Source organism: Pseudomonas sp. NY8896 (genome assembly GCF_039634505.1).
The window spans coordinates 3061687-3088326 of sequence record NZ_CP132350.1 but is presented as its reverse complement, the minus strand read 5'-3'; the positions used below and the strand labels follow the sequence as shown (position 1 = coordinate 3088326).

Below are 26640 nucleotides of genomic sequence, written 5' to 3'. Positions count from 1 at the left end.
TCGGGCCAAGGCGGATGGAGCAAATGGCCAATGCGGCCAGCGATTGACTTTTGCGCGGCTTTCAGGCGGTTTAGAAAAGAGAGCGACCCGGGCCTTGCCTGCAACACCGAGGTCGTTTCGGCGTGACCGATAAACCCGCCCAGCCTGAGCGGGTGCACGCCAAATCCCCATACAACTACAAGCAAGGGGCGCAAGCGAATGATTACCCAGTACAGGGCGCCTGAACCTGCACCGGCGCTGAAAGACCTGACCGAGCGGGTACGGTTCGAAGGCACCGAAGGCAAGATCTGGCTGGACGAACAACGCATGCTGCTGGTGCAAGCTGCGACCATGGCCAGCATGCGTCGCGAGCTGATCGAAATGCTCGGCGAAGAACGGGCCAAAGGCTTCTTCCTACGCCTGGGCTACCAGTCAGGCCTGAAGGACGCCGAGCTTGCCCGCAAGCTGCGGCCCAACGGCAACCCGGTGGAAATGTTCTTCATCGGCCCGCAGTTGCACTCGCTCAAAGGCATGGTCAAGGTGCGCCCGCAGCAACTGGAAATCGACCTGGACAACGGCCACTTCTACGCCGACATCGAGTGGCAGGATTCCTTCGAGGTGGAAAACTGCCAGTCAGAAGGCCTGCATTCCGAGCAGCCGGTGTGCTGGATGCTGCTCGGCTACGCCATCAGCTACAGCTCGTTCTTCCTTGGCCGTCAGGTGCTGTACAAGGAAGTCAGCTGCCGTGGCTGCGGTGGTAGCGAGTGCCGCATCATCGGCAAGCCGGTGGAGCAATGGGACGATGCCGAGACCTTCCTGCGCTACTTCCAGAGCGACCCGGTAATCGACGAGCTGCAATCGCTGCAGGTGCAGGTAGCCAACCTGCGCCAGCGCCTGCAATACGAGTCAGGGCAGTTCTACGGCATTGGCCAGTCGGCGGTTTACCGGCGCTGCTGCGCGCTCACCGACAAGGTCGCCCCAGGCAAGGCCTCGGTATTGCTGCTGGGTGAAACCGGGGTGGGCAAGGAAGTGATCGCCCGCAGCCTGCACCTGCGCAGTGAGCGTGCCGGCGCGGCATTCGTCGCACTGAACTGCGCGACCATCCCGCCAGACCTGATCGAAGCCGAGCTGTTCGGCGTCGAAAAAGGCGCCTACACCGGCGCCCAGCAGGCTCGCATGGGGCGCTTCGAGCGGGCCAACGGCGGCACGCTGTTCCTGGACGAGATCGTCGAGTTAACCCCGCGAGCCCAGGCCAGCCTGCTGCGCGTGCTGCAGGAGGGCGAACTGGAGCGGGTGGGCGACAGCCGTACGCGGCCGGTGGACGTGCGGGTGATCGCTGCCACCCACGAGAACCTCGAACAAGCGGTCAAGGACGGGCGTTTCCGTGCCGACCTGTTCTACCGGCTGAACGTGTTCCCGGTGCACATCCCGGCGCTGCGTGAGCGCCGCGAAGACATCCCGCTGCTGATCGAGCACTTTCTCGGCCGCCTGCACCAAAGCTACGGCAAGAAAACCCGTGGCCTGAGCGACCGAGCGCTGCAGGTGTGCTTGCAATACGACTGGCCAGGCAACATCCGCGAGCTGGAAAACCTGATGGAGCGCGGCGTGATCATCACCGACGAGAACCAGAGCATCGGCCTGGACGCGCTGTTCCCGCATGAGCCGCCGGCTATCGACAGCATCGGCCTGGGTAGCGATGGCCGGCTGGTCGCGGCCAGTGACCAGGCTGCGCCTGGCTGGGTGGCGCAGATTCTCGACAGCGGTACTGGCCTGGATGCCGTCGAAGACGCGCTGATGCAGGAAGCCATGCAGCGCTGCGGGCAGAATGTTTCTGAAGCCGCGCGCCTGTTCGGCGTAACCCGCCCTGCCCTTGCCTATCGGCTGAAGAAAGCCCCCGACAAGCCTTGAGCATTTGCGCAATGACACTGGCGCAGGTTGATCAAATGATCGAGCCTGCGCCCGCTTTCACCCCCGCCAGAACAACAAAACTGCCTGATTTCAGCGTGTTACCAACCTGGCATTGCATTTGCTCAAGCCTTTGCACCGCAATAACAACAACGACCGGTGAGGCAACCATGACTGTAGCGATATCCCATTCCCCCGACGTGCAGGCCTTTTTCGCCAAGGCCGCAGGCATTGGCAACGACCAGGGCAACCCACGCCTGAAGCAGGTCGTGCTGCGCATCCTGCAGGACAGCGCCAGGCTGATCGAAGACCTGGCGATCAGCGACGACGAATTCTGGCTAGCGGTGGACTACCTCAATCGCCTGGGCGGGCGCAACGAAGCGGGCCTGCTGATGGCGGGGCTTGGCCTGGAGCACTTCCTCGACCTGCTCAGCGATGCCCGCGATCGCCAGGCCGGCTATGCCGGCGGTACACCGCGCACCATCGAAGGCCCGTTGTACGTGGCTGGCGCGCCGCTGTGCGAAGGCGAAGCTCGGCTGGACGATGGCCACGACCTGGGCCAGCCAATGCTGCTCGAAGGCCAGGTGCTGGACGTGCACGGCAAACCGCTGGCCGGGGCCATCGTCGATGTGTGGCACGCCAATACCCAGGGGCTGTACTCCTACTTCGACACCAGCCAGGCCGAGTACAACCTGCGCCGGCGTATCCGCACGGATGCCCAGGGCCGCTATCGCGCCCGCAGCATCGTACCCAGCGGCTATGGCTGCCCGGCCGACGGGCCGACCCAAGCCTGCCTGGACCAGTTGGGCCGCCATGGCCAGCGGCCCGCGCATATCCACTTTTTCATCAGCGCACCGGGGTATCGGCACCTGACCACGCAGATCAACCTGGCGGGGGACGAATATTTGTGGGATGACTTTGCCCATGCCACCCGTGACGGGCTGGTGGGTGAGGTTGAACAGCTTGCGGACGGAGTGGCGCGGGTGGTGTTCGATTTTTGCCTGCAGGCGGCGGCCAGCGCCGATGATGAACAGCGCAGCCAGCGGCCTCGGGCTTTGCAAACAAGTACCGATTGATTTAGCAGGGGCAGTCCACTCTGTGGGAGCGGGTTTACCCGCGAACACCGGCACAGCCGGTGCCAGGCACCGCGTTGGATTCTTCGCGGGTAATCCCGCTCCCACAGGGCACTCGGACTGGCTGCGAAATCAGTGTCGTGCCAACCCGGCTATCGCAAGGCAGCCTCCAATCATTGGCGCCATCGGCCACCCTGCACTAGCGTTGTGCTACCAGCCAGCCCCAACGTTCATGCGGAGCCTTCACCCATCATGCCGGACCTGCGCCCGAACCCGACGCTGCGCCTGGAGTACCGTGCCGAGCAGCCGATTCATCAGGCTTTTCTCAAGCAAGCCAGCCGCTGCCCGGATGCCACTGCCATCATTGCCCAGCACACCACCTGCAGCTACACCCAACTGGAGCAGATCAGTCAGGGCATTGCCGCATTTTTGGTAGAAAACGCTGCCAGCGGCGCCGATCGTGTGGTCATCGTCGCCAGCCGAAGCGCTGCGCTGGTGTACGCCATGCTCGGCTGCCTGCGCGCCGGCCTGGCCTTCACCGTGGCCGACGCCGCCTACCCCGCCGTGCGCATCAAGCAAATCGTCAGCACCCTGAAGCCTGCCGTGGTCCTGCGCTGCGGCGAGGCAACCGTGGACGCCGGCCAGTTCATTGTCGCTGCGGTGCCAGAAGCCCCCACTGCAGCACAGCAAGCCTTCCCTCGCCAACCTGTCGCGCTGCCCGCTGTCAGCCCCGAGCAACCGGCCTACATCACCTTCACCTCGGGCAGCACCGGCGAGCCCAAGGGCATCGTCACCCACCACGCGCCGTTGGTGCACTTCATCGACTGGCATGTGCAACAGCATGGCTTCACCCAAGCTGACACCTTCTCGCTGCTTTCCGGCCTGGGTCATGATCCGGTGTACCGCGACGTGTTCACGCCACTGTCGATCGGCGCGACCCTCGCCTGCCCGGCCCAGTCGACCTTGACCGACCCCTCACGGCTGGCCAGCTGGATTCACCAGCACGGCGTGAGCGTGATCCACCTCACCCCACCACTGGGCAAGCTGATCGAAACCGGCGCACACATGAATAGCCAGGTGCTCGGCCAACTGCGCTACCTGTTCTGGGGCGGTGATGCGCTCAGCCCGGCGCAGTACCAGCAGGTGCGCGCCATCGCACCGAATGCCGTCAATGTGAACTTCTACGGCACCACCGAAACCCCGCAAGCCATGGCTTTCCATACCCTCGAACCGGAGGCGGTCGATGCCCGCGTACCCTTGGGCAAAGGCATTGCCGATGCGCAGTTGCTGGTGGTCAACCCGGCCAACCAGTTGGTCAGCGAAGGTGAAACCGGCGAAATCCTGATCCGCAGCCCGTACCTGTCGCTGGGCTACTGGAACGACCCGGCACTGACCGAGGCCAAGTTCATCGCCAACCCGTTCACCGGCAGTGCAAGCGACCGCTGTTATCGCACCGGTGACCTGGGCACCTACCTGGCCGATGGCAGCGCCAGTTTTCTGGGGCGCGGTGACAGCCAGGTGAAAATCCGCGGCCATCGCATCGAGCTGGCGGAAATCGAGAACGCCATCACCCGTCAACCGCACATCGGGCAATGCGTGCTGGTGGCCAACCAGGATGGCGGGGCGACCCGCCTGGTTGCCTATTGCGTCGCACAGCAGGCTACCCGGGCTGACGAGCTGCGCCAGGCGCTCGCCGGCCAGTTGCCGGACTATATGGTGCCGGCGCTGTTCGTGTTCCTGGATGCCCTGCCGCTCACGCCCAACGGCAAGGTCGACAAACGCGCCCTGCCCGCCCCCTTCGACGACGGTGCCAACCAAGCGCTGTCCCCGCTGGCCGAAAAGCTCAGCACGGCCTGGGCACACATTCTCCAGGTGCCGCGCCTGGACGCCAGGTTGAGCTTTGTCGAACTGGGCGGCGACTCGATATCTTTCGTGCAGGCCTCGCGGGTGTTGGAAGCGCTGATCGGCCACCTGCCAGAGCGCTGGGAAACCCTGCCAGTGTGCCAACTGGCCGAGCTGAGTGCGCCGCCCAAGGGCGCGTGGCGGGTGATGGAAATGCCGGTGTTCGTGCGCATGCTCGCCATCATCCTGATTGTGGTTGGCCACCTGAGCGAATTCGACCACTGGCTGATCGTCGGTGAAACCTCGGTATTGTTCCTGGTTTCCGGCATCAGCCTGGCACGCTTTCAGCTCAAGGCCATCGAAGCACGTGGTGATGCACGCACGCTGCTCAGGTCGTTGGCAGCCATCGTGGTGCCGACGCTGTTGTACACAGCACTGATCCAGCTGGTGTTCGACCGGTTGCACTGGCAATCGCTGCTGCTGGTGTCCAACTGGTTCCCGGCCAGCGAGGTCAGCCTGTTCAACTACTGGTACATCGAAGTGCTGGTGCAGATGATCGTGATCATTGGCCTGCTGCTGTCGATCAGGCGCGTGCGCCGGGTCGTCGTGGCCGACCCGTTCCGCTGCCTGATCATCTCGGCCTGTGCGCTGGTGGCGCTGGATGTGCTCATCAACCAGTTCGTATTCGACGCCAGTGCCCTGCTCCACCGGGTACCGCAGCACTTTCTGGCGGTGATGGTGCTGGGCATGGCCGTGCACCACGCCGACACCACCGCGCGTAAATGGGTGGCCAGCGCAGTAGCCGTGCTGGTGGTCGGCGAGCTGGACCTGATGGCGGTGGCCGGTGTTGGCTGGGAAGCGTTCACGCGCTATGTCGACATCGCCCTGCCGGCGATGCTGGCGCTGATCTGGTTTCGCTCGGTGCCGGTCCCGGCCCTGGTTGCCCGGGCAGGCGCCGTGATCGCCTCTTCAACCTTGTTTATCTACCTGACGCATTTCCAGTTCCAGTCCGTGGCGGACCATGTGTCCAGGCACCCGCTGTTCGAGGTGGCCCTGGCACTCGCTGGTGGGGTGCTGGTGGCCTATTGCTGGAATACCCTGATACGTCTGCTGTTTACCCGCAGAAACAAGCACAACCCGGCGCGCGGAGCAGACCCTGCCGAGCGCGCCACCTCAGCCTGAGCTGACTTGCCGGCACAGGAGCAGTGATTGCAAAGCCTGAAACACTCTGCCTAAAATGCGAACCATTAACATTTGCAAGCATTTTCAGGCGGCATGGATGAGCACCCCGGACGTAGCGTTCACTTCTCAAGTCAGCCAGCTATACCGGGCCCAGAGCAAATGGCTGCATAACTGGCTTAAACCGCGAGTCAACTGCAGCCACCTGGCCGCAGACCTCGTTCAGGATGTGTTCGTGCGCGTCATGTCTGCCGCCGACGCTGCGGTAAAACTCGAAGCCGTGCGCGAACCCAAAGGTTACCTGGCAACCATCGCACGCCGTCTGATGATCGACCACCTGCGCCGCGTGCACCTGGAACGGGCCTGGCTGCAGGTGCTCGCCGAGCAACCCGAAGCACTGGACATCTCCCCCGAGCAACGCCTGGCCCTGCTGCAAACCCTGTTCGAACTCGACGCCATGCTGGCCTCGCTCGGGCCCAAGGTGCGCGAGGCATTTCTACTTTCGCAGATCGATGGCATGCCCTACAAGCAAATCGCCGCGCAGCTGGGCATTTCCGAAGTCAGTGTGCGCCGTTACGTTGCCAAAGCGGCCGAGCACTGCATGATCTACAGCCTTGGCCTAGGCCTGTGAGCGTGCACCTGGATGCCGAGCAGCGGGCTTCGTTGCGCCAGGCTGCGCACTGGTTCAGCCAGCTCAACAGCGGTGACGTGCAGGCCAGTGACTATTCAGCCTGGCAGCTGTGGCTGAATGCGACACCCGTCAATAGCTGGGCCTGGCAGCAGGCCGAGCGGCTGCAAACGCGCATGGCAGCAAGCGAAAACCCCGCTTCGGCACGCGTGCTGGCGCTGGCGGCACACGGCCGGCACGCCAGCCGGCGGCGGGTGGTCAAGGCCGGCTTGGTGCTTCTGGGCGGCGGTGCTCTGAGCCTGGGTGGCTACCGGGAGGTGAAGCAGTCTGCGTGGCTGGCAGACGTGCGTACCGGCGTAGGCGAACAGCGTTCGCTACTGCTGAACAATGGCACTGCGGTGGTCCTCAACACTGCCTCGGCAGCGGATGTAGGTGACCTGCGCGAAGCGCCGTGGCTGCGCCTGCGCCAAGGTGAGTTGATGGTAACGGTGCCGGCACGCCAGACCTGCAAAGTCGTTACCCGTAACGGCACCATCGAGGCCGGCGAAAGCCGCTTTGCCGTGCGGCTGTTCGAAGACAGCAGCAGCCTTGAGGTGTTCGCCCAGCAGGCACAGGTGAAGCTGGCTTCGGGCCAAACCCTTCAGCTAGCGAGCGGCCAGCGTTGCCAGTTCAACGAACAGGGCTTCTCCTCGGTGGAAGCTGTCGCGCTGGCAGCTGATGCCTGGGGCCAGGGTTTGCTGATTGCCAACGATCAGCGCCTGGACACGTTCATCGCCAACCTTTCACGCTACCGCCCGGGCTGGCTGCGCTGCGCGCAGTCGGTGGCAGGCCTACGCATCAGCGGCACCTACAAGCTGAGTGATACCGACCAGATTCTGCGGGCACTGGCCACGTCCCTGCCGGTGCAGGTGCAAGCGCGCACACGCTACTGGGTAACGGTCACGGCGGTGTAAATAAACTCGCCCTACCTGATCACTTTGCTGCGGCTTATCCGACTCATAGGTAACCCGACACTTACCTACATGAGAAACGCAAACATGACCCGCCGCTTCAACCCCAGGCCTTTCACTGCGCCAGGCCTGCGCACCTGCCTGATGCTGGCTGCCCTGCTCGGTGGGCCCGGCGCCGCCTGTGCCAGCCAAGCCCATGATTACCACCTGCCGCAGGGTGACTTAGGCGAAACACTGACTCAGTTCGCTGCGCAGTCCGGCATCGTGCTGTCGTTCGACACGCACTTGACGCGCGGTAAACGTTCGCCGGCACTCGACGGGCGCTATGGCGTAGAGCAGGCCTTGCGAATGCTGCTGGGCGGTACCGGGTTGCAAGCCATACAGGAAAGTGACGGGCGCTATTCGCTGCTGTTGAACACCGGCGAGGGCGATGTGGTGGAGTTGGCACCCAGCCGCGTCGATGCCCTGGGGCTGGGTAACGTCACCGAGGGTACCGGTGCGTACACCACCGGTGGTTCTACCACTGCAACCAAGCTGCCACTGACCCTGCGTGAGACACCGCAGTCGGTCAGCGTGATCACTCGCCAGGTCATGGACGACCACGGCTCGCAAGACATCGGCGACGTGCTGCGCAACACGCCTGGGGTGTCAGTCCAGGCTTATGACAGCGAACGCATGGAGTACTCCGCACGCGGCTTTGCCATCACCAATTACCAGTACGATGGCATCAACACCATCTATGACGGGGTCTACGACGAGGGCGTAACCCATGTCGACATGGCCGCCTATGACCGTATCGAAGTCATCAAGGGCGCGACCGGCCTGATGACCGGCTCTGGCGACCCATCTGCCACGGTCAACCTGGTGCGCAAGAAGCCCACTCACCACTTCAAGGCGTCGATCACCGCCAGCGCCGGCTCCTGGGACAACTACCGTACCGAAGGTGACATTTCCGGTTCGCTCAACGACAGCGGTAGCGTGCGCGGCCGCCTGGTGGGTGCCTACCAGGACCGCAAGTCGTACCTGGACCACTACAAGCAGAAAAAGGACGTCTACTACGGCATTGTCGAAGCCGACCTGACACCCGACACGCTGCTGACATTCGGCATCGACAACCAGGCCACTACCCCGCGCGGGTCGTCCTGGACCGGCAACCCGACGTACTTCTCCGACGGCAGCCGCACCGACTTTTCGCGCGCACACAACCCGGCAGCCGACTGGAGCCGTCGCGACTTCCAGTCCACCACCTACTTCAGCTCGCTGGAGCAGGCCCTGGTCAATGACTGGAAGGTCAAATTCAGCCTCAACCACATGATCAGCGATCACGACACACGCCTGGCTTCTGCCAGCGGCGGCAACCCGGACCCGGTCACCGGCGAAGGGATGTTCCTGTATTGGGGGCGCTGGGAAGGCCACCGCGTGCAAAACACCGCAGACTTGAATGTATCCGGGCCGTTCACCCTGTTCGGCCGCGAGCATGACCTGGTGGCAGGCTTCATGACCTCGCATTCGCGGCAGACCGGTGATACCTACGACGGCAGCGCATTCGAGAAGGTGCCCGGTTCCATCTTCGACTGGAACGGCAAACTGCCCGAGCAGCACTTCCCGAAAAACGGCGACTACACCACCACGCAAAGCCAGAACGGCGCCTATGTGGCCACCCGCCTGCGGCCGACCGACAAGCTTTCGGTCATCCTCGGCACCCGCGTCAGCACCTTCAAGTACAACGATGATGAAGACTATTACCCAACGTCTTCGCTGAGCGACACCCACGCGAGCTACAAGGAACACGGTGTGGTCACCCCCTACGCGGGCGTGGTCTATGACCTGGACGACACCTACTCGGCCTATGCCAGCTACACCTCCATTTACCAGCCACAAGTGTACAAGGACATCAACGGCGCGACCTTGGCACCGGTGGAAGGCGATGGTTATGAAGCAGGTTTCAAGGCCGCCTGGTTCGATGGCCGGCTGAACGGCACCCTGGCGTTCTTCCGCATCGAGCAAGACAACGTCGCCTCCAACGTCGGCACCAACCCGGTAACCAACGAAGGCATCTACAAAGCTATCGACGGTGCAACCACCAAAGGTGTCGAACTGGAACTGGCCGGCGAACTGGCGCCCGGCTGGAACATCACCGCCGGCTATACCTATGCCCGTACCCGCGATGCCGACGACCAGCGGATATTCGGTTTCCCGTTGGCAACCACCAAGCCTGAACACGTAGTGCGGCTATTCAATACCTACCGCCTGCCTGGTGTACTCGATCCGGTGACCGTAGGCGGCGGGCTGAGGTGGCAAAGCGGCTTCTATGGCAACATCTACAGCCCGGTCGCCAATGACTACACCCGCATCAAGCAAGGCGGCTACACCCTGGTCGACTTGATGGCCCGCTACCAGTACAACGAGCACCTGAGTTTTACGGTCAACGCCAACAACGTGTTCGACAAGGTCTACCTGACCGGGCTGGGCAACTTCGATACGACCTACTATGGCGAACCACGCAACCTGATGGTCACCACCCGCTGGGATTTCTAACCGGTCTGCGACTCAGCGCCCAGCCCGCCGGGCATCTACCAGTCCTGACACATTGGCTGCGGCCCCGGCAGGCTGGGGAATAGCGGTAGCACCTCTTGCGCCAGCTCCTGGAGGATGTCTGCCACAGGCCGTTGCGCCTTGTGAATGCCCAGCGCGGCATGGTTGACCCCTGCCGCCTGCCACTCGCCTAGCAAGTCGATCAGCCCCTGACGCCCGGTTTTCAACACGTAGCCGCCCTGCACGGGTGTGCGTGGAAAATGCGGGTCATCGACCAGGTCAATCCACTCGTTGGTCATGTGCGGGCGGAAGCCGCCGCCAGGGATTGCGGCACGCCAGGCGCGGACCTTCTCGGCCAGGCGCGTGCGCCCCATGGCATCGTGGGTGGCGTCCGGGTAGCTCAGCCAGCCGTCGGCATACTCGCCCAGCCACTCCAGGCTTTGTTGCGAACAGCCGGTAACCACCAACGGAATACGCCCACTCAGCGGCCTGGGCAACAGCTGGGCATCGCGCACCAACCCCAGAGGCGAGTCGATCGACGTGTGCCCCGCCAGCAATCGGCGCACATAGTCCACCGCCAGGGCAAAACGCTCGCCGCGCGCTTCATGGGCCAGGCCATAAGCGGGGAACTCAACGGCGCGGTCACCCGAGGCAATACCCAGCACCAGCCGCCCGCCCGACAGGCAGTCCAGTGTCGCCGCTGCTTTTGCCAGGTCGATGGGGTGACGCAAGGTGAAAATGGCACTACCGGTGGCCAGTGCTACGCGTTGGGTCTGAGCGGCCAGGAAGGCCAGGTAGGCGAATGGGTCGAACACCTGCCCAGCATCACCGAACGATGGGTCGAACAATGGCACGTCGCGCACCCACACGGCAGCGAAGCCCAGCCGGTCAATGGCCCGCACCTGTTCAGCCTGGCCCAGCAATACACGCATGTCGCCCTGGTAGGCGCGCAATGGCAGGAACACGCCCAGCGTCAGCCGCTGGGGGGCGAACATACGGCAGTAACCGGGGTGGCTGGCAAACGCGCTGGCATCGGCGCCGCGAGTAACAGCCGACAACGTCGGATCGTAAACGGACATTCTATCAATCCCTCAGAAAAACTAATGTTTGGCAGTTGATCCGAGCGTTATCCTATTCACCACTGGTTGGAATAAGAAACGATATGTTCTGCCATATAACTTTAGATTTTCTAAACACAGGAGCAGCCCATGGGCGCCGTCTTGCCCTTGCTTGCCTTGCGCGCGTTCACCGAAACAGCACGTCTTGGCACCTTGAAAGCCGCCGCCGAGCATATGGGGGTGACGCCGGGCGCGATTAGCCAGCAGATACGCCTGCTCGAGGAGCGCCTGGGCGTCACGCTGCTGGTACGCACCCGACAGGGCGTGCAACTGACCGACGCCGGCACCACGCTGTATCCGGGCTTGTCACGCGGCTTCGGGCAGATCGAAAGCGCCTTGGCCGAACTGCAAACCGTGGCCCGCACGCCCACCCTGACCGTCAGCACCGTGCCTGCCTTCGCCGCGACCTGGCTGGTACCGCGCCTGGGCGATTTCAATGCCCGCCACCCGGACATCGAGGTGCGGGTAGAGGCGTCAGCGAAGCTGGTGGACTTGCAACGCGACCGCGTCGATGTGGCGCTGCGTCATGGCCTGGGGCATTACCCTGGGCTGCAGAGCATCGCCCTGATGGCACCTGTGCTGTTGCCGGTGGCAAGCCCTGCGCTGCTGGCCAGCGGGCCAGCGATCGAAGCCCCCGCGGACTGCCTGTATTATCCGTTGCTGCAAGATGGCGAACGTGCCGACTGGCCCTTGTGGCTGCAGGCGCATGGTTGCACCGTGGATGGCCGCTGCAGCCGCGGCCCGAGCTTCGATGAAGACCTGCTGCTGTTGCGTGCCGCGCTGGCTGGGCAAGGTATTGCGCTGGTGCAGGACCACCACGCGCAAGAAGACCTGCGCAGCGGCAGGCTGGTGGTAGCGGTGGACAGGCCATGGCCGGCGCGGTTCGCCTACTATGCCGTGGCCCACCAGCAAGCACTGAAACGCCCGCAGGTGCGGGCGTTCATAGACTGGGTCACAGACCAGGCACTGGGCAAATGGTGAGGGCGAATTGCACCTCTTCCATTTACCCCGCCTGCACGATGATCTGGCTCTGCAGGTCGCGGATCATCGCCTCCAGGGCCGGTTTCATGGCCGTGAAGTCTTCTGGCGTGCAAACCACATCCGGTCGGCTGAACTTGAAATGCCGCTCCACCACCACCGCATTGCCATCCTGGGTGTAACGCGCGCTGTAGTCGACATTGCCATCGTGCACCTTCACAGGCTTGGGGATCGCCAGCACGTTGACCTGGGCCGGGAACTCGAAGCGCGACGTTTCCACCGTGTCGTTGGAAATGCACACAAAGCTCTGGCTGCGGTCCTTTTCCAGGGTGAAGCTGTACACATTCTGCGAGATACCGCCCGCCAGGCTGGTCAGGGTCGCCACGCCCACCGGCCCTGGCAGGTTGACCAGGTTTTCCGTGCGCCCGTCGACGGTGCTGACAAAATCGCCATTGCCCACGGGCGGCGCGACCTTGAACGAACCACTGCCGCGCTGGCCGTAGGCGGCCAGCACTTTTTCCACCAGCATGTCGCGGTCTGCCGGTTTCATCAGTTGCAAGCCAAAGCGGCTCATCTCGCTGGCCCAGCCCTTCACCGTGGAAACGTTGGTGAAGTCGGCGGCACCATCGGCCTTGACCTTGAACAGCAAATCACTGGAAACCTGGTTCAGCTGCATGGCCGGGGTTTTGCCGAACTCGCCGGTGGCCGTCAGCAGCACGCGCTTGTTCAGCACGGTCAACGGCAGGTAACCCGCCGCGATCGACGGGTCGGTCGAGTCCAGGTACAAGTCCAGGCTCGGCACATAGGTGATCACATGGTTCAGTACACCCAAGGTCGGCACTTTGGGGAACACATAGGCGTTGCCCTGGTTCACCAGCGCCGGTGTGCTCCTGATACCTGCCGCGCTCAGCAGCGCCTCCAGCAGCGTAACATGGTCCTTGCAGTCGCCGTAGCGGTTGTCCAGCACGGTTTGCGCGGCATGCGGCACCACCCCGCCAGCACCGACATACACCGCCACATAGCGGATATTCTGGCGCACCCAATCACTGAGGGTCAGGGCCTTTTCCCGGGCTGTGGGCACACCGGCGGTCAGGCGCTTCGCCAGCTCGCTGATCTGAGGGGTGACCTCGACCGTGGCCCTGGTCTGATAGGCCTGGGCGAAGTCCTTGAACCCTAAGAACGTCGACACTGCCAGGTAGTGGCCGTAATCCAGGTACGACACCGCCCCCGTCTCGATCCGCGCCCGCGCGCCCGGTACATAGTCCCAGCGATACACTGTACGGCCATCATTCGTGGCAGGCGGCGACGCCTTGAAACCACGGGCATCGGCCTGCAGCGGCATGCCCTGGGGCATCTCGTAGGTCAGCGAAAACTGCCCGACCGGGTAGAACTGCGGCACGGTGATGTCTTCGAACTGCCCAGGGAACAATGGCGTAGAGCGGTTACGTTGATAACGCAGCACCAGCCGGTCACCCACCGCAACCTCGGGGAAGATGACCACCTTGTTGACCGAGTCCTGGAACATCGGTGCCTGGGCAGACGCCTGCTCTTGCTGCTCCTTGATGTGCGCGGCATCCACCTGCACTTTGCGCCCGTCGGGCTTTTGCGTATAAGCCTCGACCACTTCCAGCGTTTCCAGTGACCGGTTGTAGCTCAACGGGTGCTGGGCATTGGTCTTGATGGCGCGGTCTTCGTTGATCAGCATGACGCTGTCGACATCCAGACGGAAGCTGCCGTCTTTCTGTACCACGAACGTCTGCGCGATCTTCTCCAGGGTGACGGAACGGTCGGTGCCGTCGGTGAAGGCGTGGGCATGGCTACACCAGGCCAGGGTTACAGGCAGCAGAACAGCTGCCAGACGGAGCATTTTCAGCATGGAGATCCTTCTCGATCAGCGGTTTACAATCGACAATGATACGCATTGTCACCGCATGATGGCAAAGTGACTACATGCACTACCCTTGCATGGCCAGTTCGGCCAGTACTTCGGATGAGGTGGTGACCTGCCGAAAATGGTGCTTCCACAGGTCGATACCGAGCTTGCCCGAGCGGTCCAGCGAAGACCCTACCGTCATGTCTGTCACCAGCGTTGGCATCAACCCTGCGTCGAACAGGGCGAAGCCTGCGGCCAGCACACAGGTTTCGGTCTGCAACCCACACACCAGCACCCGTTCCACACCCAATTGCCGAATGTACTCAATCGCCTCGGCACGTTGCCCGTAGCCATGTTTGACGAATACCTGGTCGGCCTCGACCAGGCTTTCGTCCTCGGCGGCCGGGTGCCAGCCGAGCTGGCGCTCGAACGGCGTGACCTGTTCATCATGCAACTCGACCGAGGCAATGGTGGGGATGTTGGCCGACAAACGCCGCAGGCCATCGACCAGCCACTCGGGTGGGCTGAAGGTGGATTGGACATCGACGATGAGCAAAACCTGGCGCATAGCGTACTCCGGCCATAGGCAAATGGCGCGGAGTATAACGCGTGGCGCCGGGGCTTGATCACCAGTCGTAGGTCATCTCTACCGAAGCTACCCGCTCCTGCCCGTAGTAGCAGCCAAATGCGTAGTTGCAGTCCGATACGTACTCGCGGTCGAAGATGTTCTGCACATTCACGCTGGCCTGCAGGCCACGCAGGCTTGGGTCGAGTTTGCCCAGGTCGTAGCTGACGGTAGCGTCATACACGGCATAAGCCGGCACATCGAAGGTATTGGCCGAGTTGCCCGGCTTGCGGCCGGTGTAACGGGCACCGGCGCCAAAGGTCAGGCCATTGAGCATGGCCTGGGTGAAGTGATAGTCCACCCACAGCGAGGCAGACACCGGGGCCTGCGACTCGTTGCGGTTGCCCTGGTCGCCATAGGTACTCTTGGTATAGAACGAGTCGATGTAGGTGGCAGCGGCCAGGACATCAACGTTCTCGATGCTGGATTTGAGCTCCAGCTCCACCCCACGCGAACGCACCTCGCCATTTTGCGACTCGTACTGCGGGTACTCGGTATCGCCGGTCAGCACGTTTTTCTGCTTCACCTGAAACACCGAGGCCGTGAACAAGGTGCCCTCGAACGGCTGATACTTCAGCCCCACTTCGTATTGCTCGCCCTCAGTGGGCTCGAACGCCTTGCCGCCACGCTCTGGGGCCGCCGTGCCCAAGGTTGGCAAGAACGACTGGGAATAGCTGACATAGGGTGCCAGGCCAAACTCGGTGACATAGGTGAGGCCGATGCGCCCGGTGAACTTGCTGTCACGCTGGGAAGCAATGCTGTGCGCCAACAAGTCTTTGTTGTCGATTTCGGCCCAGTCCTGGCGCCCGCCTACGGTCAGGATCCAGTTGTCCAGCTTGATCTGGTCCTGCAGGTAAACCCCGGTCTGGCGCACGGTATTGTCCCAACGGGTATCCAGTACCGGGGTGATGCTGCTGGTGTCGAAGTTGTTCTTGCCATAGAGATCGACGGGCAGCACGTTGTAGGCGTTATAGCCATCGTACTTGCGCGTGAAGTGACGGTAGTCCACGCCTGCCAGCGCGGTGTGCTGCAAGGCCCCTGTATTGAACTTGTATTCCAGGTTGTTATCGACGGTGTACGAAATATTGTGCTGGCGCCAGTCGAGCTTCACCCGGTTGGCGCGGGTGTAGTCCACCCCATCGCCCTCTGTCACGAAACTGCGCAGGTAAAAGCCTTTGTAGCGGTCACGGACATCGGTGTAGCGCGCGGTAGAGCGAAATGCCAGCTCGTCACTGAAACGGTGGTTGAAGTCGTAGCCGAAAATGTACTGGTTGCGTTTGTAATCGTTGTAATGCGAGTCGCCCGAGAAGAAGTCCCGGTCGATATGCTGGCCTGTCGGGCCACGCTTGAGCGAACCGATCATCGGCAGCGTCTGGTAGTCGGGCAGGCCATCGTCACGCTGAACCTGAGCGAGCAACGTCAGCGAGGTGTCTTCATTCGGCGCCCAGGTCAAGCTGGGTGCCAGCAGCAAGCGCTCGCTGTGGGCATGGGCGACCATTTCGTTGCCTTTGTCGGCAACGCCGACCAGGCGATAGGTGAAGACCTTCTGCTCGTCCAGCGGGCCGCTGGTATCGAAGGCACCGTTGACCCGGTTGTAGCTACCGGCGCCCAGCTTTACCTGGCTACGTTGCTCGCGGGTCGGGCGCTTGGAGACCATGTTGATCAGCCCGCCCGGCTGGTTTTGCCCGTACAGCACCGACGATGGGCCTTTGAGCACCTCGATACGCTCCAGCGTGTAGGGGTCGATCTGGGGGGCGCCGCCCAGGCTGCCGGCGTACGGCAAGTAGGCGCCGTCCAGATACAACGGGGTCGGGGCAAAGCCACGGCTGGTGATTTCGTCGGCAATGCTGTTGCGGTCGGTGAAGCCGCCGGTGGCCAGGCCCGGGGTATAGCGCAGCGCCTGGGTCAGGTTGCGCGCCCCTTGCGCCTGCACCTGGTCGGCGGTGATCACGTTGATGGCCTGGGGGATTTCCAGAATCGGCGTGTCGGTCTTGGTGCCGGTCGCGCTGCGGCTGGCGACGTAGCCGCTTACCGGCCCATAGGCGGACTCAACGGCCGTGCCGGTAACGCTGGTGGTATCGAGCTGCAAGGTGGAATCATCACCCACCATGGGCAGCAGCGAGTAGCTGCCACTGCCCTGCTTCAGCACCTGCAATCGGCTGCCGGCCAGCAACTGGCGCAGGCCCGCATCGGCGCTGTAACGGCCGTGCAGCCCAGGCGAATGCAGCGCCTGCACCGATGACGGCTCGAACGACAGCGTCACAGCGGCGGCCGAGGCAAATTGCGTGAGTGCCGTGCCAAGCGCGCCAGCGGGTATGTCGAAGCGCATTTCAGCCTGGGTCTGGGCAACGGCAGGTTGAGCGATCATCGCCGTTGCCAGCGGGGTCGCCAACGCCACGCTGAACAGCGCGCGATGCACGGCCCGCGCCAGGCTGGCTTTGGTCGGGTTGATCGGGAGAGTACGGTTGCATTCGTTGACAGCGAGCATGCGGTTTCCTTTCGCCCTGCGGCAGTTTTTTCAGTGCGCTTGGTGCGCGTCTACCTACAAGTCGAACGAGAACGAAAATCGATAACCCCTCTGACAAAAAAACAAGGACAGGCTTCAGGCCGCCTCGACACGCGTCCAGTAGCGGCTGAAGCGACGAATACGCACAGGTAACGTGGTGGTGAGGTTTTCCAGGACACTGTCGATATCGCTCAAATGAAACGCCCCGGACAACCGCAAATCACTGACGGCCTCATCACAGCCCAGGTACCCGGGGCGATACCGCTGCAGCTCGCTGACAACATCGGCAAGGCGCCAGTCATCCACGACCAACATTTCACGGGCCCAGGCGTCTGCCATGGCCGCAGCCGGTGTCAGGGCACCGATCTCTTCCAGGCGAAATGCCAATTGCTGGCCTGCGCCTACCCGCACCACCGCCGCGCCACGTGCGCTGCGAACTTCCACGGCATGTTCCAGCACGCAAACCCGGCTGGTCTCGCTGTCGCAGCGCACCGTAAAGCGTGTTCCTAGCGCGCGGACACTGCCCTGCCTGGTGTGCACGATGAACGGGCGAGACAATGCATCCGGCACGGTTTGCACCAGGATTTCACCCTTGAGCAATTCAAGTGCGCGAATGTCGGCGGTATAGCGAACGTTGACAGCCGTGTCGGTGTTCAACTGCAGTTGGCTGCCGTCGTCCAGTTGCAATGAACGGCGCTTGCCAACGCCAGTGCTCAAGTCAGCCATCAAGCTGGCAACGCCACCTTCGCGCAATGCCAGCCCACCTGCTGCGCCCGCCATCAGCAGCACCGACAGTACTTTGAGCACCTCACGCCGTTTGGCCCTGGCACTGTTCAACATGGGCCGCGCGATACCCGGCGCAACCTGCTGCAGCGTGCCCTGCAAACGCCCCAGCCGCTCCCAGGCCTGCTGGTGCCGCGGGTCACTCAGCAGCCAGCGCCGATGTGCCGCTCGCGTGGCCTCGTCAGCCTCGCAGCGCAGCTCGACGTACCAGCGTGCGGCAGCCTCCAGCGTGTTGCGATCCAAGGGGTCTGCACCTGTCACCGGTCACGCCTCAGCCAGCAGCAGGCAATGGGTCAGCGCCCGCACTGCATGCTTTTTGACGGTGGTAAGCGACACATTCAGGCGCCTTGCGATTTCCACATAGCTCAAGCCATCGAGCTGGGCCATCAGGAAGATTTCGCGGGTGCGTGTGCCCAGGCCGTCGAGCAGGCGATCGATCTCCATCAAGGTCTCGATGATCAGCAGGCGCGCCTCGGGCGAAACCTCTACCAGCTCGGGCCGTGTCGCCAGGGTTTCCAGGTAAGCCTGCTCCAGTGCCCGTCGCCGGAACATGTCGATCATCAGGCTGCGGGCCACGCTGCTCAAATAGGCCCGTGGCTGTCGCAGCTCAGCGGCCTTGCGCAGGGTCAGCACCCGGATGAAAGTGTCCTGGGCCAGGTCGGCGGCATGCTCCACACAACCGAGCTTGCCGCGCAGCCACCCGCACAGCCAGGAATGATGGTCCTCGTAAAGTGTGTGCACGGCTTTTTGCAGGGAAGGGTCAGCGCAGGGCATGGGTTGAACCGATCAGAACGTCTTTAATAATGACTCTCATTTAACCCGAGTCTTGCAGGGCTTAGCAATCGTATCTCGCCATCAGATAGTGTTGCCGTGTTCATCAGCCCTGGCCTACCATTGCGAAAAATTCTCATATGAGACCTTGTCGCATAGCGTAAGGATGCCCCGATGTCGCGTCTCGACTCCGCTTACAGCCAGCAGATTCACACCTATTACACCAACCACCACGGCTGGATTCGCGGTTGGCTGCACAAGCCCCTGGGCAATGCCAGTGATGCCGCCGACCTGGCCCATGACGTGTTCGTGCGCCTGCTGAGCAAGCCGCAGCAATTCCAGACCGAGCAGCACGCGCGCGCCTACCTGAGCACCGTCACCCGCCATCTGTGCATCGATTTCTGGCGCCGTCAGCACCTGCAGCAGGCTTGGCTGGAGGCCTTGGCCGCCCTGCCCGAACCCTTGGCACCCAGCGAGGAAGAGCGTGCACTGGTGTTCGAGGCACTCGAGCAGGTGCAGCGAATGCTCGCGCGATTGCCGGACAAGGTCTGCCAGGCCTTTCTGCTGGCCCACGTACAGGGCCTGGGCTACCGGGAAATCGCCAGGCAGCTGCAGGTTTCCGAACGCAGCGTGACCAAGTACATGGCCCAGGCGATGTACCAGTGCCTGCTGCTGGAACTGGACCTGCCATGAACGCCAGCGAGCGCCCGGACCACGCCACCTTGCAGGCAGCCGCCAACTGGTATGCGCAGTTGCTTGCCGCCCCGCAAGACCTGCAATTGCAGTTGCGCTGGCAGAAATGGCTCGGGACTGCACACGCCAACCAGGTGGCATGGGACCATGTGCAACGCATCAGTCAGCGTTTCTCACCGCTGAAACTACAGGCCGACGCCTCACTGCAGGCACTGGGCAGCGTGCGCCGCACCGACCTCGACCGCCGTCGCGCGGTTGGACTGCTCGGTTTGCTGTGCGGCGGCAGCCTGCTGGCCTTGGCCGGCTGGCGCCTACCTGCCGCCAGGCGACAGCTGCAGGCACTCAGCGCCGACCAGCGCACCGGCACCGGCGAAGTGCGCAGCCTGCGCCTGCCGGACGGCGGCCAACTGTGGCTGAACAGTGCCACCGCATTGAACATCGACTACCGCGCCAACCTGCGCCGCCTGGAGCTGCTGGCCGGTGAAGTACTGGTAGAAACCGCCCATGACAGCCGGCCATTCGTGATCGACACCCGTCACGGCCGCCTGCAAGCGTTGGGCACCCGCTTCAGCGTCTGGCAACGCGACCAGGCCGCACGCCTGAGCGTGTTCGACGGTGCCGTGCGCCTTCACCCCGCAGATGGCGCAGGCAGCCTGGTGGTTGCGGCAGGATGGCAAGCGGATTTCGACCGCCATGGCGCACAACCGCCCCGTGCGGTGGACGAGTCGCGCCAGGCCTGGCGCGATGGCCGTCTGTTGGCCAACGACATCAGCCTTAGCGAGTTCAGCGAACAACTGCGTGCCTACCTGCCCGGTCATCTCGGTGTTGCTCCACAAGTGCAGGCGCTGCGGGTGATGGGCAACTTCCCAGCCAATGACCCGGAACGCACCCTGGCCATGCTCGAAAGCGCCCTGCCGATCAAGGTGCGCAAGACCTTGCCTTGGTGGTACAGCATCGAGCCACGCTGAACCCACCGTTTTTTTGCGCAGGGGTGTTCCGGTTTTACCCGGCTCGTTCGGATTAGCAGATGAACACCCAGCTTCATCTGCCCCCACAAGGAACACCCATGCCCCTGCTCCCGTTTACCTTGCGCCCTCTGCTGCTGGCTCTGCCGTTGCTGATCGCCACCCCGGTGATGGCCGACGACAGCCCGCGCCGCTACGACCTGCCATCCGGCCCGCTGGCCCAGCAGCTCAACCGCCTGGCCAGTGCGGCCGGTATCTACATTGTCGGCGATGGCGTGCTCAGCCAAGGCAAGGCCAGCGCACCGCTGCAAGGCGAATTCACCCCCGAACAGGCCCTGGAACGCATGTTGCTGGGCAGTGGCCTGATCGCCGTGCCCAGCGGCGAACGCCAGTATCGGCTGCAACCTGCGGCACAAGGTGCGGGCCTGCAACTGGCGCCCACCAGCGTCGATGCCTATCGCGACAGCGCCTACGGTGCCGTGAACGGCTACCTGGCCACCCGCGCCAGCAGCGCCAGCAGCGCCAGCAAGACCGACAGCGCGCTGCTGGAAACCCCCGCCTCGGTGTCGGTGGTGACCCGTGACCGGATCAAGGCCCAAGGTGCACAGACCGTTACCGAAGCCTTGAGCTACACCGCTGGCGTGCACGCCAACGTCGCTGGCAACAACCCCACCGACAACACCTTGATGGTGCGTGGTTTCCAGCAGATCAACAGCGATGCCTACACCGACGGCCTGCGCAACAACAACATTGGCTATTACGCGCCGGAGCCGTTTGGCCTGGAGCGCATCGAGGTACTCAAAGGGCCGGCGTCGGTTATCTACGGCCAGGGCGAGCCTGGCGGCATGATCAACCTGGTCTCGAAAAAACCATTGTTTGCAGCCCACCGTGAAGTCGGTCTGTCGCTCGGCAATCACGACCGCCAGCAACTGAGCCTGGATGTCGGCGACCTGCTCGACAGCCAGGGCACCCTGGCCTACCGCCTGGTGATGCTCGGCCGTGATGCCGACAACGAGATCGAAGGTATCAAGGACGACCGCCAGTACGTCGCGCCCAGCCTGACCTGGGCACCGAATGAAGACACCAGCCTGACCCTGCTGGCGTCGTACCAGAAAAACACCAACCTGTTCACCTCGAACATGGCCTACTCCCTGTTCGACGGCTCCAACCCCAACGGCCGCGTACCCCGCCACCGCTCGCTGAACGAGCCGGGCTTCGACCGCGAGCAGTCAGAGATGAACAACCTGGGCTATGAGCTGAGCCATCGCATCAACGACACCTTCAGCTTCCGCCAGAACTTACGCTACAGCCACATGCACGGCTATCAGGATCAACTGTTTCGCAACAGCGGTGTGATCAATGGCAACACCCTGGCCCGCTATTACGAGCTGCGCGATTACAACAGCGACAACTACACCCTGGACAACCAACTGCTGGCCAATTTCAACACCGGCCCATTGCGCCATGACCTGTTGCTGGGTGCCGACTACCTGCGCGGCCACCGCAGCCAGGACGTGCAGCACGGCGACGCGCCATCGATCAACATCTACAACCCGGTGCGCGGTGTAACGATCGACACTTCCCGCTACACCTCACTGCTGTCCACCGCCCGCGACGACCGTCAGGTCGGGCTGTACCTGCAGGACCAATTGCACCTCGACAACTGGGTCGCCACCCTTGGCGTGCGTCACGACTGGGCGCGCCAGGACAGCACCAATCGCATCAATGGCAGCCACCAGGTGATCACCGACGAGGCCACCACTGCCCGCGCGTCGTTCGGCTACAGCTTCGACATGGGCCTGTTCCCCTACGTGAGCTACAGCGAGTCGTTCAAACTGGCCAGTGGCAACAGTTTCGACGGTTCCCCGTTCGAACCGGAAACAGCCAAGCAATACGAAGTGGGCATCAAGTACCAACCGCCAGGCAGCGAAAACTACATCACCGTGGCAGCCTTCGACCTGCGCCGGCAGAACGTGGCCACGACCGATGTCGAGCACCTGGGCTTCAGCGTGCAGCAGGGTGAAGTGACCTCGCGCGGGGTGGAGCTGGAAGGCGTAGCCAAACCGCTGCCGGGGCTGAACCTGATCACCGCGTATACCTACAACGATGTCGAGGTAACCAAGGACAACCCGAACGCGCTGGGCGTCAGCAACAAGGGAAATGCACCGGTGCGGGTCCCACGTCATCTGGCCTCGCTGTGGGTCGACTACACCCTGCAGGGCGGGCCATTGGCCGGGCTTGGCGGCGGCCTTGGCGTGCGCTACACCGGCGCCACCTCTGGCGATGCGCAGAACACTTTCGAAGTGCCTGGCTACACCTTGGTCGATGCCATGCTGTCTTACGACTTCGGCAAGGCCAACAACGGCCTGCAGGGCTTGTCGGCGCAGCTCAATGTGAAAAACCTGACCGACAAGTACTACGTGGCCGGCTGCTTCGCCACCGTAGCCTGCCTGTTGGGAACGGGGCGCACCGTAACCGCCGACCTGACCTATCGCTGGTAGCTGGGTACGCCGCCGAAATTGCGGGAGCGGGCTTGCCCGCGATAAGTGCGCGGCAGCCCCAACACAGGCACCTCATGCCTTCGACAGTTCGCCAATCTTTTCCAGCCGCGCCCGCACAATGTTACGGCTGATGTTCAGCAAGCGCCCCGTCTGCAACTGGTTGCCGTGGCAGTATCGATACGCCGCTCTGAACACTGTCTCCTCGATATGCTCATACAGGTTCGGCACATTCTGCTCGAACAACGCCAGCAACGCACTTTCCAGGTCAGGTGGTGCCGCGCTGGCTGTCGGCAAGTAGGCATGTGCAACCGGCGCCGCTACCTGTGGCCGCATATCGACCAGGTGCAGGTCCGCCGGTGCCACCACCTGATACCGGCACACCAGCAACGCATGGTGAATGGCGTTTTCCAGCTCGCGGATGTTGCCCGGCCAGCTATGCGCCAGCAATTTGCGTTCGGCATCCGGGCTCAACGAGGCACGCTCATAACCCAGGCGTCGGCAATGCTCCTCGATGAAGAATTCCGCGAGCGGCAGGATGTCCCCCGGTCGCTCTCGCAGCGGCGGCAAGCGAATCGTGGCGACATGCAGGCGGTAGAACAGGTCTTCACGAAAATGCCCCGCCACCACTGCATCAGCCAGGTTCACGTTGGTCGCTGCCACCAGCCGCACGTTGATCGGGATCGGCGTGCGTGAGCCCAGGCGCACCACTTCACGCTCCTGCAGCACCCGCAACAACTTCACCTGCATGTTCAGCGGCAAGTCGCCAATTTCATCGAGGAACAGCGTGCCGCCGTTGGCTGCTTCGAACCAGCCGGCCTTGTTGCTGGTGGCGCCGGTGAACGCGCCTTTTTCGTGGCCGAACAGCTCGCTTTCCACCAGGGTTTCGGCAAAGGCACCGCAGTTAACCGCCACGAATGGCTCACGCCCGCGGCGGCTTAGGTGGTGGATGTGACGGGCGACCAGCTCTTTGCCGGTGCCGGTTTCGCCGATGATCAGGGTGTTGGCCTCGCTGGGCGCCAGGCGCTCGATGCGGCTGAGCAGCTCCTGGGAGCGCGGGTCCTTGAACACGAGCACGGTGGCACGTACCGACTTGGTCAGCTCGCGGGCATTGGGGTGGGTGATCAGCGACATAGGGGCATTCCTGGCAGTTGACGCGCAGGCCAATAGTGCATGAAACAAATTAGATCAAAAAATTATTAATTAATATTTATATATTCGAATTAGAAATATTCGATTTTTCAGCAGCCCATTGCTGCCACAGCAGCAACCCGCCAGCACTCGCCTGCCCGCCGGCCAGCAGGCCCGGCCCGCCGCACGCAGCCTAACCCTGGCTGAAAGCCCCACCACGCATGGTCTGCAGCCAATTTTCGAAGGGCTGGCATGCATTTCGCTCCTGGCCTGTAGAACCTTTGCCTGGAGCTGCACATGAACAATCCCTGGCGTCATGCCCTTGCTCTGTTGGGCGGCCTGTTCCTCAGCCTGGCTGCGCTGGCAGCCGAGCCACCGGCGGCGGTGCGCATTGCCATCGTCGCCTTCACCCAGGGCGGGGCGCCGGTGTTCGGCGGCATCCCCGGCCGGGTGATCGAGGAAGGCTGGCTGGAACAGCAACTGGCCGCCCGCGGCGTGAAACTGCAATGGACCGCCCTGCCCCATGCCGGCGCCGGGCCACAGATCAACGAAGGCTTCAGCAACGACAGCCTGGACTTTGCCGTGCGTGGCGACCTGCCTTCGGTCATCGCCGGGTCTGGCCAGGTGCCGGGCAAGCTGGTGGTGCCGGGCGGTAGCGGCAACAACATCTACCTGGTGGTGCCGAGCAATTCCACTGTGCGCAGCATCCAGGACCTCAAGGGCAAACGCCTGGCCCTGCACCGTGGTCGCCCGTGGGAGTTCGCCTTCAGCAACTTCCTCGAAAGCCAAGGCCTGAAACTGAGTGATTTCAAGATCGCCAACCTCAACCCGCAAGTGGGCGCCGCTGCGGTTTCCGCCGGCAAGGTCGATGCCGCCGTGTTGCTCAACGAAGCCTATGCCCTGGAAGACAAAGGCGTGGCGCGCATTCTCTGGTCGACCAAGCAAGGCGCCAATGATTGGCGGCTGGTCTCGGACCTGTGGGGCACCGACCGCTTCGTGCAGCAGCACGCCGACCTGACGCAACTGGTGGCCACCGCCTGGGTGCGCGCGGCCTGGTGGATTTCCCAGGAACAGAACCGCGACGCCTACTACGCGCTGTCATCGCGCGCAGGGGTCAGTGAAAGCGTGCTACGCCGTGACGACCAGGACGACCCCGTGGCCTGGCAAGCGCGCTGGGCGCCAAAAAGCGATGCGCAGCTTAAAACCCATTACGACGCCCTGGGCCAGTACGCACTGGCCAACCGGCTGATTCGCACGCCCTACGACATTACCAGCGACCTGGCCACGGGCTTTACCCGCCAGGCCTTGATCGACTTGCAACTGACCCATTACTGGCCGTCCCTCGACGCCCAGATCAGCCAACAACCTTGAGAGCCTTTCCCATGAAACTGCCTGCTTCGCTCGTCTTCGGCCTCAGCGCCCTGGCCCTGTCCATCGGCGCCATGGCCGCCGAAACCTACGCGCCAAAACCTGACCCGCAACAAGGCGATGGCCGCGTGTCGGCCTTCTACACCTGGACCAAGGCCATCCCCGCCACGCCCGGCAAACTGCTGCGCAGCGAACCGCTCGAGCAGGCGCTGAGCCTGCCCAATGCGGCCAGCGCACAACGCATCCTGTACACCTCGCTGGACGGTATCGACGGCAAGACGCCAATCGTGGTTTCTGGTGCGCTGTTCATCCCCAAAGGCAAGGCACCCGCGGGCGGTTGGCCGGTCGCCAGCTGGGGCCATGGCACCGTCGGCGTGGCGGATATCTGCGCGCCGTCCTGGGCCGGGCGCAGCTACCGCGACGTGCAATACCTCAACCGCTGGCTGGATGAAGGCTATGCCATCGTCGCCACCGACTACCAGGGCCTGGGTGTACCGGGCGGCCACCCACTGCTGAACAACCGCATGGCCGCTTACGGCATTCTCGATGCGGCCAAGGCCGTGGTCGCCGGCGTACCGGGGCTGGCCGACAAGGTGTTGATCATTGGCCAGTCGCAAGGGGGGGCCGGGGCCTTTGCCGCCGGGGCCTATGCGGCAACCTATGCGCCCAAGCTGGGCGTCAAGGGCAGTATCGGCACAGGGGTGATCTACACCGTGGGTTCGAAAAATGTCGGCGAACAGGACCAGAACAAGGTCGACCCGGCCCTGGCCTACGGCTTCTACACGCTGCTTGCCGCGCAGCAGTATGACCCGAGCATCGACCCGCGCGACTTCTACACCGACAAGGCCCTGCCACTGTTCGAGCAGGCGCGCACCAGTTGCCTGTCAGCACTGGTCAGCGACGTGGTCGGCACCGGCCTGACCCCGGCCAATGCCAAGAAGGACTACCAGGGCGACAAGCTCAAGCCCTGGCTGGCGCAGGTGTCGTACCCGACCTTGAAGCTGGCCCAGCCGATCTTCATCGGCACCGGCGCCGAGGACAAGACCCCCGCCGCCGCCACCCAGGTAGCGCTGATGCAGGACGCCTGCAAGGCAGGCTCGGTGGTGCAGGGCCACCTGTACAAAGGCCTGGGCCACAGTGAAACGGTGAATGCCTCGTTGAAGGACTCCATCCCCTTCGCCCGCCAGGTCATCAGCGGCCAACCGGTCACCCCTAATTGCAGCCCAAGCGTCCAGTAAGG

At 63.1% G+C, this 26640-nt stretch carries 20 protein-coding genes; 12 read left to right on the top strand and 8 right to left on the bottom strand.

From position 1 onward, the window contains the following. Nucleotides 1-198 precede the first annotated feature (198 nt). On the top strand, nt 199-1887 hold the full coding sequence (locus Q9451_RS13895) for a sigma-54-dependent Fis family transcriptional regulator (RefSeq protein WP_345960956.1): 1689 nt from the start codon (nt 199-201) through the stop codon (nt 1885-1887). 31 nt (nt 1888-1918) lie between these two features. Here Q9451_RS13895 and Q9451_RS13890 read toward each other — a convergent pair whose 3' ends face one another. Next, nucleotides 1919-2056 carry a hypothetical protein gene (locus tag Q9451_RS13890; RefSeq protein WP_155769223.1) on the bottom strand — a complete coding sequence of 46 codons (138 nt, stop codon included), beginning with the start codon at nt 2054-2056 and terminating at the stop codon, nt 1919-1921. On the opposite strand from Q9451_RS13890, the gene catA reads away from it, so the two are divergent. From catA to Q9451_RS13865, 5 genes are all read left to right on the top strand, one after another. Next, on the top strand, nt 2055-2960 hold the full coding sequence (catA, locus tag Q9451_RS13885; RefSeq protein WP_012272934.1) for a catechol 1,2-dioxygenase: 906 nt from the start codon (nt 2055-2057) through the stop codon (nt 2958-2960). The two genes, Q9451_RS13890 and catA, sit on opposite strands and share 2 nt — an antisense overlap. Nucleotides 2961-3209: 249 nt before the next feature. Next, nucleotides 3210-5981, top strand: coding sequence for an amino acid adenylation domain-containing protein (locus Q9451_RS13880; protein WP_345960955.1), 2772 nt, complete (start codon nt 3210-3212; stop codon nt 5979-5981). A gap of 97 nt (nt 5982-6078) precedes the next feature. Next, a complete protein-coding gene (locus tag Q9451_RS13875) occupies nt 6079-6609 on the top strand; it encodes a sigma-70 family RNA polymerase sigma factor (protein ID WP_012272936.1) in 531 nt (176 codons plus the stop codon). Continuing rightward, on the top strand, nt 6606-7559 hold the full coding sequence (locus tag Q9451_RS13870; protein ID WP_012272937.1) for a FecR domain-containing protein: 954 nt from the start codon (nt 6606-6608) through the stop codon (nt 7557-7559). Before Q9451_RS13875 ends, Q9451_RS13870 begins: the two co-directional genes overlap by 4 nt. 84 nt (nt 7560-7643) lie before the next feature. Further along, nucleotides 7644-10094, top strand: a complete 2451-nt coding sequence (locus Q9451_RS13865; RefSeq protein WP_012272938.1) for a TonB-dependent receptor — start codon at nt 7644-7646, stop codon at nt 10092-10094. 35 nt (nt 10095-10129) lie between these two features. Here the strand turns inward: Q9451_RS13865 and Q9451_RS13860 are convergent, their stop codons facing one another. Continuing rightward, entirely contained in the window at nt 10130-11149 is a 1020-nt protein-coding gene (locus tag Q9451_RS13860; RefSeq protein ID WP_041166741.1) for an LLM class oxidoreductase, read from the bottom strand. A gap of 150 nt (nt 11150-11299) precedes the next feature. Between Q9451_RS13860 and Q9451_RS13855 the strand changes: the two genes are divergently transcribed. After that, nucleotides 11300-12190: a LysR substrate-binding domain-containing protein gene (locus tag Q9451_RS13855; protein ID WP_012272940.1), complete on the top strand. Its 891-nt coding sequence runs from the start codon at nt 11300-11302 to the stop codon at nt 12188-12190. Between the two features lie 22 nt (nt 12191-12212). Here the strand turns inward: Q9451_RS13855 and Q9451_RS13850 are convergent, their stop codons facing one another. The 5 genes from Q9451_RS13850 to Q9451_RS13830 all read right to left on the bottom strand — a co-directional run bounded on the left by Q9451_RS13850 (nt 12213) and on the right by Q9451_RS13830 (nt 18748). Beyond that, nucleotides 12213-14063 (bottom strand): DUF3857 and transglutaminase domain-containing protein, encoded by a 1851-nt coding sequence (locus tag Q9451_RS13850; protein ID WP_012272941.1) that lies wholly within the window; start codon nt 14061-14063, stop codon nt 12213-12215. A gap of 79 nt (nt 14064-14142) precedes the next feature. Next, on the bottom strand, nt 14143-14628 hold the full coding sequence (locus Q9451_RS13845) for an isochorismatase family cysteine hydrolase (protein ID WP_012272942.1): 486 nt from the start codon (nt 14626-14628) through the stop codon (nt 14143-14145). A 58-nt stretch (nt 14629-14686) separates the two neighbouring features. Beyond that, nucleotides 14687-17173, bottom strand: a complete 2487-nt coding sequence (locus Q9451_RS13840) for a TonB-dependent siderophore receptor (RefSeq protein WP_012272943.1) — start codon at nt 17171-17173, stop codon at nt 14687-14689. Nucleotides 17174-17287: 114 nt separating this feature from the next. After that, on the bottom strand, nt 17288-18235 hold the full coding sequence (locus tag Q9451_RS13835; RefSeq protein ID WP_012272944.1) for a FecR domain-containing protein: 948 nt from the start codon (nt 18233-18235) through the stop codon (nt 17288-17290). Nucleotides 18236-18238: 3 nt separating this feature from the next. Further along, nucleotides 18239-18748, bottom strand: a complete 510-nt coding sequence (locus Q9451_RS13830) for a sigma-70 family RNA polymerase sigma factor (protein WP_012272945.1) — start codon at nt 18746-18748, stop codon at nt 18239-18241. 171 nt (nt 18749-18919) lie between these two features. Here Q9451_RS13830 and Q9451_RS13825 point away from each other — a divergent pair, with 171 nt between their 5' ends. The 3 genes from Q9451_RS13825 to Q9451_RS13815 all read left to right on the top strand — a co-directional run bounded on the left by Q9451_RS13825 (nt 18920) and on the right by Q9451_RS13815 (nt 22904). Next, nucleotides 18920-19438, top strand: a complete 519-nt coding sequence (locus Q9451_RS13825; protein WP_345960954.1) for a sigma-70 family RNA polymerase sigma factor — start codon at nt 18920-18922, stop codon at nt 19436-19438. Next, nucleotides 19435-20406 (top strand): FecR domain-containing protein, encoded by a 972-nt coding sequence (locus tag Q9451_RS13820; protein WP_012272947.1) that lies wholly within the window; start codon nt 19435-19437, stop codon nt 20404-20406. The genes Q9451_RS13825 and Q9451_RS13820 overlap by 4 nt, the downstream gene beginning before the upstream one ends. A 98-nt stretch (nt 20407-20504) precedes the next feature. Continuing rightward, nucleotides 20505-22904 carry a TonB-dependent siderophore receptor gene (locus tag Q9451_RS13815; protein WP_012272948.1) on the top strand — a complete coding sequence of 800 codons (2400 nt, stop codon included), beginning with the start codon at nt 20505-20507 and terminating at the stop codon, nt 22902-22904. Nucleotides 22905-22976: 72 nt separating this feature from the next. On the opposite strand, the gene Q9451_RS13810 is transcribed toward Q9451_RS13815, so the two are convergent. Continuing rightward, entirely contained in the window at nt 22977-24035 is a 1059-nt protein-coding gene (locus Q9451_RS13810) for a sigma-54 dependent transcriptional regulator (protein ID WP_012272949.1), read from the bottom strand. A 294-nt stretch (nt 24036-24329) separates the two neighbouring features. Here Q9451_RS13810 and Q9451_RS13805 point away from each other — a divergent pair, with 294 nt between their 5' ends. Next, nucleotides 24330-25403, top strand: coding sequence for an ABC transporter substrate-binding protein (locus tag Q9451_RS13805; RefSeq protein ID WP_012272950.1), 1074 nt, complete (start codon nt 24330-24332; stop codon nt 25401-25403). Between the two features lie 11 nt (nt 25404-25414). Beyond that, nucleotides 25415-26638 (top strand): lipase family protein, encoded by a 1224-nt coding sequence (locus Q9451_RS13800; RefSeq protein ID WP_012272951.1) that lies wholly within the window; start codon nt 25415-25417, stop codon nt 26636-26638. The last annotated feature ends 2 nt before the right edge of the window (nt 26639-26640 follow it).